This is a genomic window from Paenibacillus vietnamensis (genome assembly GCF_020169515.1).
Classification (GTDB): Bacteria; Bacillota; Bacilli; order Paenibacillales; family Paenibacillaceae; genus Pristimantibacillus; species Pristimantibacillus vietnamensis.
Genome location: NZ_JAHMHW010000010.1, coordinates 171,576 through 185,159, shown reverse-complemented (window position 1 = coordinate 185,159; position 13,584 = coordinate 171,576). Strand labels below are relative to the sequence as shown.

General features: G+C 52.2%; 12 protein-coding genes. 8 read left to right on the top strand and 4 right to left on the bottom strand.

The window, feature by feature from the left end:
* Window positions 1-338: 338 nt before the first annotated feature.
* From KP806_RS18680 to KP806_RS18670, 3 genes are all read left to right on the top strand, one after another.
* Window positions 339-878 (top strand): hypothetical protein, encoded by a 540-nt coding sequence (locus tag KP806_RS18680; RefSeq protein ID WP_224725249.1) that lies wholly within the window; start codon window positions 339-341, stop codon window positions 876-878.
* A gap of 35 nt (window positions 879-913) precedes the next feature.
* The gene (locus KP806_RS18675; RefSeq protein WP_224725248.1) at window positions 914-1,447 is read left to right on the top strand and encodes a hypothetical protein; all 534 of its coding nucleotides are present in this window, start codon (window positions 914-916) and stop codon (window positions 1,445-1,447) included.
* Window positions 1,448-1,649: 202 nt separating this feature from the next.
* Window positions 1,650-1,949: a hypothetical protein gene (locus KP806_RS18670; protein ID WP_224725247.1), complete on the top strand. Its 300-nt coding sequence runs from the start codon at window positions 1,650-1,652 to the stop codon at window positions 1,947-1,949.
* 124 nt (window positions 1,950-2,073) lie between these two features.
* Here KP806_RS18670 and KP806_RS18665 read toward each other — a convergent pair whose 3' ends face one another.
* Together KP806_RS18665 and KP806_RS18660 are read right to left on the bottom strand one after the other, a co-directional pair.
* Window positions 2,074-2,622: a DUF3231 family protein gene (locus KP806_RS18665; RefSeq protein ID WP_224725246.1), complete on the bottom strand. Its 549-nt coding sequence runs from the start codon at window positions 2,620-2,622 to the stop codon at window positions 2,074-2,076.
* A gap of 188 nt (window positions 2,623-2,810) precedes the next feature.
* Window positions 2,811-6,065: an FIMAH domain-containing protein gene (locus KP806_RS18660; protein WP_224725245.1), complete on the bottom strand. Its 3,255-nt coding sequence runs from the start codon at window positions 6,063-6,065 to the stop codon at window positions 2,811-2,813.
* Between the two features lie 230 nt (window positions 6,066-6,295).
* Here KP806_RS18660 and KP806_RS18655 point away from each other — a divergent pair, with 230 nt between their 5' ends.
* From KP806_RS18655 to mutT, 4 genes are read left to right on the top strand one after another with little or no spacing between them, the layout of a single operon-like run.
* Window positions 6,296-7,066 carry a DeoR/GlpR family DNA-binding transcription regulator gene (locus tag KP806_RS18655; protein ID WP_318153696.1) on the top strand — a complete coding sequence of 257 codons (771 nt, stop codon included), beginning with the start codon at window positions 6,296-6,298 and terminating at the stop codon, window positions 7,064-7,066.
* Between the two features lie 12 nt (window positions 7,067-7,078).
* Window positions 7,079-7,855 (top strand): alkaline phosphatase family protein, encoded by a 777-nt coding sequence (locus tag KP806_RS18650; protein ID WP_224725243.1) that lies wholly within the window; start codon window positions 7,079-7,081, stop codon window positions 7,853-7,855.
* Window positions 7,843-9,096 carry an MFS transporter gene (locus KP806_RS18645; RefSeq protein ID WP_224725242.1) on the top strand — a complete coding sequence of 418 codons (1,254 nt, stop codon included), beginning with the start codon at window positions 7,843-7,845 and terminating at the stop codon, window positions 9,094-9,096. Before KP806_RS18650 ends, KP806_RS18645 begins: the two co-directional genes overlap by 13 nt.
* A gap of 28 nt (window positions 9,097-9,124) precedes the next feature.
* A complete protein-coding gene (mutT, locus tag KP806_RS18640; protein WP_224725241.1) occupies window positions 9,125-9,502 on the top strand; it encodes an 8-oxo-dGTP diphosphatase MutT in 378 nt (125 codons plus the stop codon).
* 85 nt (window positions 9,503-9,587) lie between these two features.
* On the opposite strand, the gene KP806_RS18635 is transcribed toward mutT, so the two are convergent.
* Complete coding sequence (locus KP806_RS18635; protein ID WP_224725240.1) at window positions 9,588-10,595, bottom strand: LysM peptidoglycan-binding domain-containing protein; 1,008 nt, start codon at window positions 10,593-10,595, stop codon at window positions 9,588-9,590.
* A 291-nt stretch (window positions 10,596-10,886) separates the two neighbouring features.
* Between KP806_RS18635 and KP806_RS18630 the strand changes: the two genes are divergently transcribed.
* Window positions 10,887-12,242: a dipeptidase gene (locus KP806_RS18630; protein ID WP_224725239.1), complete on the top strand. Its 1,356-nt coding sequence runs from the start codon at window positions 10,887-10,889 to the stop codon at window positions 12,240-12,242.
* Window positions 12,243-12,282: 40 nt separating this feature from the next.
* On the opposite strand, the gene KP806_RS18625 is transcribed toward KP806_RS18630, so the two are convergent.
* Window positions 12,283-13,575: a galactokinase gene (locus KP806_RS18625; RefSeq protein WP_224725238.1), complete on the bottom strand. Its 1,293-nt coding sequence runs from the start codon at window positions 13,573-13,575 to the stop codon at window positions 12,283-12,285.
* Between the last annotated feature and the right edge of the window lie 9 nt (window positions 13,576-13,584).

Genomic DNA, 13,584 nt, shown 5'->3' with positions numbered 1-13,584 from the left:
GTAGAGCACCTGGTTTGGGACCAGGGGGTCGCATGTTCAAATCGTGTCATCCCGATTACATAACAAACCCTTTATCCAATTTGGATAAAGGGTTTGTTATTTTTTAAAGTTATACAGTGTAGTAGTGCGGTTGCTTGCAGCAACTCCATTTCTTCAGCCGGCGAGAAACGATCGGCCGATTGGACGAGAAATATCCAAGGAAGCGGAAGCTTTACCTAACACCATTTTCACACGGCAGCTGGCTCACATAACCGGCTGTCTTTTTCGTTTGTCGATACAACTTTTCCTCTCTAAACACGTCTATAATGTATTACGAATACAGCAGGAGGAAGACCCTTTTGAAAAAAGCATTTGTTGTACTTATATTCAGTATTTCTTTTGCTGTGGGATGTTCTAACGAAACAGGAAAATTAGGTCCAGTTCTACATCAGGAAACAATTGGGGACCTAGCATATGAAATCAAGCTAAGTAAAAACCTTTTTGGAATGAATGATGAAATTGAAGTGATCACAACCGTGACGAATCGGGGAAAAGAAGCTTTAACCTACGTTTCAGGCAGCTCAAGTTGTCCAAATCATGCTATTGTAAATGTTGTACACCAGGAATCTAATACCATCTTGTCAGCAAAACAAGGCGAAGCCTGCACTCTAGACTTAGGAAAGTCTAAACTGGAGCCTGGTCAAAAGGTCGAAGATAAGTCGATTTTTATTTCCAAGTATCACAGCAAATCAGGACTTGAACCGGCGCTTTCGGGCACTTACGATGTAAAGGTTTCGCTGCCTCCAGAAGATATTGAAAGTACAGAAGATTATCAATCAAAACAGATAAATGCACGTCCAAGCACCAAAACACAGATAATTCTTTCAGACAATCATTGAGTTATTATTATCTGGCATGAGAGGGTGACGTTTGGATGAAGAAAGAACAGCTGCTGGAAGAAATGAAGCAAGACATGCTTCTTGGAATGAAAAATGCCGTTAGGGATATAAAATTAAAGGATCGGGATGAAGTCTGTTATATCGCCCTTATGGGAACTGATTATGAGCCGGTACTCGGATTAATTACGCTCGGAATAAAGTCCATTCGAGATGAAATGATTCAAGAAGAAGAGGAACAAAAGCTATGGTATGCATGGAATTCGGCAGAAATGCCTGTTAATTATCAAGCAGGGCCCGATAAAGTGTCATCGTCGTTTGGAGTTAAACAAGTGGAGTTTATGGAATTAACTAAAGATGATGATTGGGAAGAAACGTGGGCATTGTGTCAAAATGTGCGTTTTGAGGTTGCCTATCAATTAAACACGGTTGATTGGAATGACCTGTTACCAGTAACTCGTGATTTTGTTCTTTTTTCAGAATGGGAAGCTATTGATGTTGAAAATGGTGACTTGATTAGAAGCATACCAAAGGACAAATTGCAGCTTCTAATCGACCAAGGCTTGGTCTAAGCATTCCGGGTACGGTAGCTTCAACGAAGAACTCTATAGAAACGAAATAGGAGCTGCCGCGGCAGCTCTTTTTAAGTCATGGTTACAGATACTGGACGCATTTATGTACCAAAGCATTGAATTAATAATACCTATGTCTATTTGGCGAGAATTCTAAGTTCAAAATTAGAATTCGACAGAATTTCATCGAGGAGGCAGAGGCTTGATCAGGATTGTAGTCCATATAGTTACAAGTGTCTTATGTATTATAGTGCCGGTGGTGGGCCTTGTGTATGGAATTTGGGATAGTCATCAACCCAAAACAGGACCTGTAGGAGACGGCAACCCCAATTATCCTACGATACCTCAATTGATTCCGATTATTTCTTGTTTTCTTCTTGGAGCTGGAAATTTACCTATTGCAATAATGCGCTACAAACAATACATAAAGAATCAAAAAGATGAAGAAAATTTAAAACAGGTACGTTGCACTCGTATTATTTTTTCGTTCTATCTTCCATAAGAAATAATGCTGTGTTAAACGGGTACGAGGGCGTAGGTCAGTCTTCATTTTCATCGTTGCCCCTAAATAACAAAAGAACAGCCCGGATGAATTATCACCAACGCTGTTTGTTATCCCTTGCGGCTTATGTGTTAGGTGTTCCCGGAGGAAAGTAAGCAGGCGGATTCTTTAACCATCCGCGTGCCCGCATTTTACTTTTTAGAACGGCTCCAAACTTTGCTTGTTCGTAAAAAAAGTTAGACCACATCAGGCCGATGTCGACCCGTATCGCTTCCATCATACTTCTGGAGCATTCCCTTGTCGCCAGCAGCAGCTTTGCAGCCAGTATGTTCACGATCTCTTCGTCAGTCATTTTCACTCCCATAGGAACGGCATCCGCATCGGAATTTGGTTTGTCAGCCGGCAATGGGGGAATGGGTATTCCTGATGACTTCATGAACTTTTGGATACGTTCGGATTGCGAGCTGCAAATATTTATGGCTTGGTCGAGTATTTTAAGCAGCTCAGGATCAATTGTAGTGTTTCTGCTTACTTGTTCAATAACTGTGGCTTCTTCGATAAACGCCAGGTATTTCCACAAATCCATCACTTCACCAACATTTATAGGCGGTTCAGGCTCGTTGTCAACCAAGTTGCTAAATATATGTGTAACAGCTTCCAATACGTTTGTCATATGGTAAAAACACCTCCCAAAGCATAATATCCCACTAATTCCTAAAAACATTCACGTCGGATATTATGCATCGGGGTAAGATTTGCAAAAATGAGGTAAGCGAGCATAATGACAATACGAGGCTGCCGCGAAAAACGGGCAGCCTCGTTCAATTGTGGTCATTCTAATCCATTGCTCTAACCAGACACTTATTCCAGCCGGTCCAGGAACAATTCGGTATAATAGTTCAAGGTGTAGCCAGCCTCGGAGGAGAGGTACTGCTGCATGTTCGGCTGTCCGAGCTGCTCCGCATATTTCTCCAAAAACTTCACCGCCTGCGTCTTCGAACCAACGTCCAGATGCTGCTTCACTTGCTTCAGGCTGTTCGTCAGCTGCGGAGCGAGCGGACCGGTTAAATCGCCGGTTGCCTTGAACTGCTCCGTATAATTCTCCAACACCGTCATGAGTCCCGGCTTAACCTTCACGCTGGCCGATGCCTCGGATTCTCCGGCGGCGTTCTGGGCTTTGACGTAATAGGTGTACTCGACGCCCGGCTCGGCCGTGCGGTCGTAATACGTCTGCACCTTGGCGTACCCCAGATTTTCGACGACGCCGTTCGCTTCCCGGTACACATTGACCTGAGTTTCCCCGCCATGGGAGGTCCAGATGAGTCCGACAAACGTTTCTCCCACCAGCCCGACCGTGAGCTCGGAAGGCGCGTCAGGTACAGGCATTCCGACTCTCAGCTCCTCCGTCAATTGAGTTTCGCCCATTTCGTTGACGGCGGAAATTTTGTAGCTGTAGCCCGTATTGCTCACGCTGACGCTGTCATCGGCGTAAGAAACCTCAGTGACGCTGGCGATTTTGGCAAACGACTCCTCGCCATCCGCTTTTCTGTAGATGTTGTAGCTTTCCGCCCCAGCCGACGGATTCCATCCGATAGCAAAAGAAGAAGTCGATACCTCGCCGGCCTTCAGTCCTGCAGGCACCTCGGGCATAACGACCGGCGGCTTCGTCGTTGCCGCGACGCTGCCGGATGCCGCGGATTCGCCGCCGATTCCCGTCGCCGTCACTTTATAGGAATAAGCGGTGGAAGGACTCACCGTCTTATCCGTATAGGCGGCGGCCGAAGTTGTGCCTATTTTGCTGTAAGTAACGTCCGGTCCGGCTGTCCGATAGATCGTGTAGCTTAACGCACCCGTTACCGACGCCCACTCCAGCTCGACGGAAAGGCTTCTTGCCGCCGCTACGCTGAGATCCGCAGGCGCGGAAGGGGCAGGCTGCGAGGCGTCAAAGGTGAACACCTCCGCCTCACCGGATAGCGGAGATTCGCCGCCGGCGTTCAGAGCGGATACTTGGTAGCGGTAAGCGACTCCTTTTTCCACGGCTTCATCCTTATAACCGGCTGTATTTGAGCTTGCGATTGCTCTAAACACAGGATCCTTGGACGAGGAACGGTAGATGAGGTATGCATCCGCCCCGCTAACCGGCGTCCAATTCAGCGACACGGCGGCACCGTCCGCCAGCTCGCCTGCCAGCTCCGAAGGCGCTGCCGCCGGAGGCTGAGCTCCCGGCTCAGCCGGCTTCAGGATTACAAAATAAGGGCATTTCGACGTGTTATTGTTCGAGCCCATCACGACATGGGAGCCCGCGTCATAACGCTTCTTGTAAAGCTTGTACACGACCGGCTGGCTGTCCGCGATCGTCTCTCCCGTATCCTCGTAATTGGCGGTCAGCCATTCGGGCTCCGTCGTAATTCTCGAATCGTAAGCGACGTACACATCGGCATCGGCCGACAAATAGAAGGAGACCAAATCGCTGTTCGTCGCGCTTCTGGAGCCTACGGCCGAACGGATCCATTCCAGCCCCTTCATGTGCTCCGGGATGGACTCGAACTTGTACATCTTGCTGCCGGTCATCCGGTCGCCGAACACGATATCTCCGGGCTGGAGATCGCTCTGAACCGACCAGTTCGCCTCATTGGCGCTGCCGCTGCTGCTGTTGTCGTTCACAACGACATTACGGAGCATGTCTCCGTCCATGCTTGGCACCGGCTCCGGATCGGGATCCGGTTCAGGCACCACCGGCGGCGGCGTAAACGGAGGACCGGACCATGCCGGAGGTGTCGTCGGATAGCCTGCAGGGAAGCCGGGAGCCGCCAGCTCGTTCAAATACTCCTCCAAATTCGTATAGCCGTTCCCGTTGGTATCGCCGTTCCGATCCTCCGGGTCGGCCGGATTCAGCCCGTTCGCGAGCTCCCACTCGTCGGGCATGCCGTCCCGGTCGGTATCTGCGGGGGCTGTGTCCCGCTTCAGCGGCGGGAAGCCGCCCACGTCGTCTTCATCTCCGACGATGACGCCCGTCTGATTTCTTACGCTGTTAATGACCCGCGTATCGACCGCATCCCGCACAAGGGACGAGCCGGCGTGGTCCAAAATATGCTCATACGCCTTCTCGGGAGCTTCCGTATGAACGAGCGGGTATTCAAAGCGCTCCGGCATCACGACGCTCGGCCGCGCCGTCTCGATAAGGCCGGTGCCGGTATCCGTACCGTCGAGCTTGCCGTTCTTGTTGCTGTCGATCCGGTTGTCCTCGAGATACACCTGATAGTTCTCGTTGCCGCGAACGACGGCATATTCGGGATCGGCCGAATTGCGGCCCGCGATAAAATAATTCCCGACTACGTTTCCGTAGCCCTTCGTCCCGGATTCGCCGCCGGCCACATACGGGAAGCCGCCCCAGTTGTAGACGATGTTGTTCACGAAGTCCATTTGGCCCTTCGTTTTCGGATTCCGGTCGTTGTTGTGGGCATAGAGGTTGTGGTGCATCGTGATCGTATTCATCTCGATCAGGCCGCCCATCGAGTGGGTGAGGAGGCCTTCGGAGATGACGGACCATTGGACCGTAATATTTTTGGATTTCGGATCCTCGTAATTTTTGCTTTTAATAGACAGCACTTCATCCGTTCCCCAGGAGAAGGTGGAGTGGTCGATAATGACATTCTGGCAGTCTTCAAAATACATCGTATCGTCATTAAAGCTCAAATCTCCCATGCGGAAGCGCAAATAACGGATGACGATATCGTGCGAATCGATGAACCGGATATTGTTCCCCCGGATCGTCACGCCGTCTCCCGGCGCCGTCTGGCCTGCGATCGTAATATGGGATTTGTTCCGCACGACGATCTGGGGAATCGTAATTTCGCCGGAAATGTCAAATACGATCGTGCGCGGCGCATCGCCGGCCGTCATAAGCGCATCGTGAAAAGTGCCGGGTCCCGTCAGCTCATAGCTCGTGACATGATAGACCTCTCCGCCGCGGCCCCCCGAAGTCGCATAGCCGAAGCCTTCCGCACCCGGGAAAGCCGGGAGCAGGGAATTGTCGGCCCGCGCGGCCGGCGTATACGGCGGGAAAACCGTTAACGCCATAACCAAACATAATATGAGTGCCCAATAACGCTTCATTTGCTGCCTCCTCTGACATTGTAGTGGAATCGGTAAATTCATGTTCATTATAGATAGCGCTTTCATGCACGGACAATCAATCATTCGGCCATCGGGTGCACAAATCGCGGATTTGGGAGCCAAATGTTGGATTTGTTTGTGCCGGGCAGGAACGGTTGGTTGAAAAATGAAAAGCTCTTGACAGCTTCCGGCATTCGTTTTATATTCAATGTGTATTTGTGAGGAGTTGATTGCATTTGTTTGTAAATGAACGACGGATAAAAATAATGGAGCTGCTAGACCGGAAAACGTCCGTCACCGTTTCGGAGCTCATGAAGCTGTTCGGCGTGTCCATCGAAACCGTGCGGCGCGATCTAGAATATCTGGAGAACCAGCAGGTGCTGAGGCGCGTGCACGGCGGAGCCGTATCCAACCAGAAGATGAAGCACTTTGCCAATCTGGAAAGCCGGATGTCGGAGAACAGGGAGCTGAAGCGGCAGCTTGCCGGGATCGCGATCCGGTTCATCCGCGAGAACGACACGATCGCTCTCGACACAGGCAGTACCGCTATGGAGCTGGTGCCGCTGTTAAAAGAGAATTTTCGCCGCCTTACCGTGATTACGAATTCTCCTGAGGTGTTCGGGGCGCTGAGCGATGCCGAAGGCTTCGAGCTCATCCAGATTGGAGGGCAGTACCTGCGCGAGGAAAAAGCATTTTACGGGCATATGGCGCTCGATGCGGTCAAACGGCTTCATTTTTCCAAGGCGTTTGTGTTTCCGTCTGCCGTTTCGCTGCGGCATGGGGTCGGCGTATTCGTCCACGAGCTGTTCGATATTCAGCGGGCCTATATCCAACAGGCCGACGAAGTGTTTATGCTGGCCGACAGCTCCAAGTTCGAAATATCCGCCGCGATCAGGCTGTGCGATTTGTCCCCGTCCCACACGATCATCACCGATCGGGAGCTGCCCGAAGACGTGTATGCCCTGTACAAAAAGAACGCCATCAACATTATTAACGAATAGGAGTGCTACCCGATGAGCGAAAAAGTATTGCTGATTCTGGTCGACGGCATGCGTCCCGACAGTCTGGAGAAAGCGGGCCATCCTTTTATTGAGGAAATGAAGACAAAAGGGAGCAGCACGCTGGAGGCGCAGACGGTAATGCCGAGTGTTACTTTGCCATGCCATATGTCTCTGTTCCACAGCGTCCCGCCGGAGCGCCACGGCATATTGGAAAACGTCTATACGGCGCAGGTGCGGCCGATTGCCGGACTGTTCGAGCAGCTGGCCGCGCACCGGAAAACATGCGGACTGTTCCATAATTGGTCGGAGCTTCGCGATTTGGCCCGTCCGGGGTCGCTTGCCCACAGCTGCTTCATATCGGGCGCGGCTTACACCTACGAAGCAGCTAACCAGAAGCTGACCGATCAGGCCATCGGCTACATAAACGAGTTGCTGCCTGATTTCACTTTTTTATATTTGGGGCTGGTGGATGAGATCGGCCACAGGCACGGCTGGATGTCCGAAGAATACATCCAATCGGTGTACGATTCGTGGGAATGCATCGAAAGAGCCGTACGCTCGATTCCGGAAGATTATACGGTGATCGTGACGTCCGACCATGGCGGACACGACCGGACGCATGGCACGGATCGGCCGGAGGATATGACGATTCCGTTCCTGATGACAGGCCGCTCGTTTGCACCCGGGAAACACATATCTGACGCCGGCATTATCGATCTTGCGCCAACGATCGCGAAGCTTCTAGATGTGCCGGGCAACAAGGATTGGGAAGGCAAATGTCTCGTATAAGCGCGGCAGCGACTGCGGCCGAATGGCCGAAGCGGCGCGGCCTTCGGTTCATCGTTTTATGCTGTCTCGTTTATTTCGTCAGCTATATGACCCGGATCAATTACGGCGTCGCCATTTCCGAAATTGCCGATTCGCTGCGCATCTCCAATCAGCTGGCCGGCATGGCGGTGATCGGGGGTTTTGTCGCTTACGGCATCGGCCAGCCGGTTTTTGGCTTAATCGGGGACCGGGTCAAGCCCCGGTATATGATTACCGCAGGGCTTGCGGCTACGGCAGCCTGCAATTTCGTCATTTCGTTTATTGACGATATATATGGAATGACGGTCGTATGGTGCTTCAACGGATTTTTTCAAGCGATGCTGTGGCCGCCGCTTGTGCGCATCATGGCGCAGACGCTCTCCGGCGACAGCTACCGGAAAGCGAGCGTAAGCATTGTGACGGCAGCTTCCGCCGGCACGATAGCGGTCTACTTGCTTGTCCCGTTCTGCATCTGGCTGTCCGGCTGGCGGTTAGCTTTTATCATCCCGGCTTTGATAGGACTCGTCATGGCCTTGGTCTGGTTTGTCGGCATCAAGGGCTTCGCCGTTCAGGAGGAGAACGCCGAAGAGAAGGCGATGCAGGAAGCTCCGGCTCAGGTCAGGATGGGCGCCCTCGTGATGGCTTCCGGCCTGCTGCCGATTATGCTGGCCGTCGTGCTGCAGGGCGCTCTGCGCGACGGCATTACGACGTGGATGCCGACTTATATGAGCGACGTTTACAGCTTCGGCAATTCGATCTCGATTTTGAGTACGGCCATCCTGCCTGTATTCACGATCCTGAGCGTGTCCGCCGCCTCGTACGTACAGCGCTTCGCCCGGAATGAGCTTAAATCCGCTGCGTTTATATGGGGAGCAGGCGCTGCCGCCGCTGCCGGCTTGACCGTGGTTTTTGCCTCAAATGCCGCGGTATCCCTCTTGCTTATGGCGATCTTGACGAGCTGCATGCATGGGGTCAATCTGATGCTGATCAGCCAGGTTCCGATGCATTTTGCCCAATTCGGGCGCATTTCGACGATATCGGGCATTCTAAACGCATTCACCTATCTCGGCAGTGCGGTATCGATCTACGGCATCGCGGCGATTAGCGATCAGTATGGCTGGAGGCTTACGATTATGATCTGGAGCGTAATCGCGCTTATGGGAATGGTCATTTGCGCTTCCTGCATCGGCAGGTGGAAACGGTTTACAGTTGGCGGAATGTGAAATAACGGATTTTAGGAGGGAGCTGCTCATGATTGAAGTGGCCGCGGCCATCATAGAAGATGGGGAAGGCCGTATGCTGATCGCACGGCGCGCCCCGGGCAAGTCCCAGGCAGGCATGTGGGAGTTTCCGGGCGGCAAGCTGGAGCCGGGCGAATCGCCGGAGGCGTGCCTGCGCAGAGAGCTGCTGGAGGAGATGGGCATCGAGATCGAGCCGTATGCGTATTTTGGCGTGAACGAGCATGACTACGGGGCGGTGACGATACGCTTGCTTGCTTATAGAGCGCGGTTTGTGAGCGGGGAAATTGCGCTGACGGATCATGACGAGTACCGGTGGGTGAGCGCGGCGGAGCTGGAGGAGTATCGTTTTGCTCCGGCGGATGTTCCTTTTTTGGAGATGCTGGGGTGAATGACAGGGAGGAAGCCCGAAGGAGGATGAAAGGGCTAATCTGAGGCTCCGCTATGGCGGAGCCTTTTCAATCAGAATTCGTTATCTAAGCTTTTGGAAGTTTTAGCACCGTGCCGGCTTTTACATCTTCAATATCTGCAAGATGATTGTAGCTCGCAATGAGCTTCACATATTTGTCGGAGCCGTAATATTTTTTGGAGATGCTGTAGAGCGTCTCGCCGCTCTTCACGGTATGATTGGCCGGCTTATCCTTTTTCAAGGACGGAATAACGAGGGTGGTGCCTGCTTCCAAGCCAGCATTTTTATCAAGCTTGTTTTCTTTCGCAATATCATCTACATATTCCGCCGATTTGTAAAACATCCTGGATACCTCCGACAGAGTATCGCCTGCCTGGATCAGATAAGTAATCGGCAAATTAAGCTTCGAATAGTCTTTTCTTCCCTGTTGGCTGCCATCCTTCGAGCCGGCTGTTGATGGCAATACCGGAATCTTAAGCGTATCGCCGGGTTTCATATTATTAATAAACACAATATGGTTATACTCTGCAATCAGCGCGTAATGCTCCTTGGATTGATAAAACTTTTCGGATATCGATCTTAGCGTATCGCCTTTTTGGACCACATAGGCGGCTGGAAGCTTTACGGTTTTAGCAGGGGCTTCCGTCAATTTATTTCCAGCATCCTTTTCTGCTTGCGAAGGTTGTTCCGTCTGTGCAGGCTTAGGAGTCTCCGTCGGCCTATTTTCTTCTTTGTCCGTTGTGCTGGATGCAGTTGGTGCAGGCTCTTCCTTTACATCCTCGTAATCCTCTGCAGACTCTTGTTCCTCTTCAAGGTCAAGGGTACTGGCGGGGGCGAGGCCGTCTCCCAATGATTCGTTTCCGCTATTCCCATTGTTCAGCCCGCCGGCTTGCCCGCTATTCGAAGCGGCAAGAGGAAGCTTGGAATCGGCTTTATTCGTATAATTATTGTACAATGCACCGCAAATGCCAACAAAAATAATGGCTATCGCCAGATAGATGATGAGATTGGTTTGCTTTAAAGATGCCAAACGTCCTTTGGAACGGTTATTTCCGCGAGTGCTTCTCTTATTCAAAACGTCACTTCTCCTTCGTTCAATTCTAAGAATGTATATGTTTCACACTTCTATCCGTTTAGACTTCTCCGCGAAACGAAGCTTCGCCGCCAAAGGACGGCGAAGCCGTTTACGCTTGCCCAACTTATTCCTATTTTATCGGACTTTGCGAACCCTGTGGAATGGGCCTAAACAGCCAATTCAGTAGTACTTAAAGCGATTACGCCAACAATTCATACCGAGTCGCTGGCATCTTGGCTTGGCGGAGGTATATGATATGGATATAAATTGAAGAGGAGGATGAAAGCATCCATGAGTTATGAAACCTATTTTCAAAACGTAAGGGAACAGCAGTTGGACGAGCTGAAGCAATGGCTGTCCATCCCGAGCATATCCGCCCTGTCCGAGCATAAAGCGGATATGAACAAAGCGGCCGAATGGCTTGCGGACACGCTCACCCGCGCGGGCCTCGAGAACGTGGAAGTTCATCAAACGGGCGGCCATCCGATCGTGTATGCCGATCATCTTCATGCTCCCGGCAAACCTACCGTGCTTGTTTACGGCCATTACGACGTGCAGCCGGTCGATCCGCTGCATTTGTGGACGACGCCTCCGTTCGAGCCGGACATCCGGGACGGCAAGCTGTACGCGCGGGGAGCGACGGACGATAAAGGCCAGGTGTTTCTGCATATCAAAGCGATAGAAGCCATATTGAAGCAGGAAGGACGGCTTCCGGTCAATATCAAGCTGTGCATCGAGGGCGAAGAAGAGGTTTCCAGCAGGAATCTCCCCCCTTTCTTGACGTCGAATCGGGACAAGCTGGCTGCCGATGCCGTCCTGATCTCGGATACATCGCTGCTTGAGCCGGGCAAGCCCGCCATCAGTACGGGGCTTCGTGGATTGTGTTCGCTTGAGGTCACCGTGAATACCGCGAATACCGATTTGCACTCCGGAACATACGGCGGCGGCGTTCCCAACGCGCTTCATGTTCTCGTCTCCTTGCTTGCGACTTTGCACGATGACAGGGGACGCGTAAGCGTCGACGGATTTTATGAAGGCGTTCCGGAGCTTTCGCCGCTCATGAGAGAAGAGTTCGCCAAGCAGATGCTGGATGAAGATCAATTGAAGGCAAGTCTTGGTCTGGACGCTTTGTACGGCGAAGAAGGCTTCTCCTTTGTGGAACGCGTCGGAGCGAGGCCGACGCTTGAACTGAACGGCGTTTACGGCGGCTTTCAGGGCGAAGGCACCAAGACGGTCATACCGAAGGAAGCGCATGCCAAAATCACCTGCCGCCTGGTTGGAGACCAGGACCCGCAGGACATTCTGGACAAGATCAAACGGCATTTGCAGAAGCATGTTCAGCCCGGCGCAAAGCTGCAAGTCAAAGAAGGCGAGAAGGCCCGCGCTTTCAACATCGATCCTTCGGACCGGATGCTGCAGCTGGCTGCGGATGCTTACGAAGACGTCTACGGCACGCGCGCGCTGTTCACGAAAGACGGAGGCTCGATTCCGATCGTCGCAACCTTCTCCCGCGAATTGGCGGCTCCTGTCGTCATGATGGGCTTTGGTCTTCCGGATGAGAATCTGCATGCGCCGAACGAACATTTTAATCTGCACAATTTCGATAAAGGGCTTCTGACGATCGTATCGTTCTTGAAGCGGCTATAGGGATGAAAAAATCACGAAGCGGGCGGCTTCGTGATTTTTTTTAAGCCTGCAAGAGCGTATTCAAGCAGACCGCTCCGATTTCGCGCACGCGGATTGTGAACAGCTCCGTGCCGGTCGTACGCCCGATTAGTTCCCGGTATTCCGCTACCGCCGTATGCGGCAGAACGGCGAGAATGACGCCGGCGAAGCCGCCGCCGTGTACTCTGCAGGCACCGTCGCCCAGCCGGACGATGAAACGTTCGGTAATGGCGAGTGTCAGCGCAATCCCCTGTTCACGGGACACCGATTCTTGGTAGATGTTCTGCAGCCATTTCCAGGAGGAATTACCTGAAGCGGTAATATCCTTCAGCACGTTCTGCCACTCGCCCGCCTTAATTGCCTCTACCTGCCGCCCGACGCGGTCATTTTCATCCAGGTAATGCAGCGCCCGCAGCACCGCCCGATCTCCGGCAGTTCCGCGTAGTTCCGCGAGCCGGCCGTAGATCATCTCTGCCGTCAAATCGCGGCATACCTCTACGCCGAAGGCATGCGCCACCGCCCGCATCTCGTTCGGGATCGAAGCATAATCCTCCGTCAGGTCGGCATGGTTACCGCCGGTGCTGACGATGACAAGGCTGTAACCGGCAGCCTCAAAGGTACCTGGAATACGCTCGACCTGCGGCTCTGCAGGCTCCTTAAAGTCGATTGTAATCAAACCGCCGTGCGAGCAGGCCATCTGGTCAAGCATCCCCGATGGCTTGTTCCAATAAAGATTTTCGGCATACTTGCCGATGCGCGACATCATGACCGCATCCATCTCTCCGTTGTTATAAAAAGTATTTAGAATCTGGCAGATCAGAACTTCGAAAGAGGCAGAGGAGCTGAGTCCTGACGCCGGAAGCACGTTACTGCTGACGTAAGCATGGAAACCGCCGATTCGGTACCCGTGCTGCCGGAAACCGTGTGCAATGCCGCGGATTAAAGCAGCCGTCCCGCTCTCGCCGGCCTGCGGTTCCAGATCATCCAGTTTGATCACCGACATGCCTGGATACCCTTCGGAAATGACGGAAATGACTCCGACGTCCACGGCTGCTGCAGCCGCAATCGTATCCAACTGAATACTAGCCGCCAGAACCTTTCCATTGTTATGGTCCGTATGATTGCCGCCTATCTCTGTGCGACCCGGCGCACTGAAATATTTCAACGACTCTGTCTTTCCATATTGCGCACTGAATCCTTCCATACACCTCCGGTACCTGTCGATCTGTCGCTCTCGTTCTTCGCTGCCATACATCTGCTCCAGCAGCTGTTGTGCCCGAGCCGAATCAAAAAGTATTTCGAATTGATCGTTCATCTTGAATGT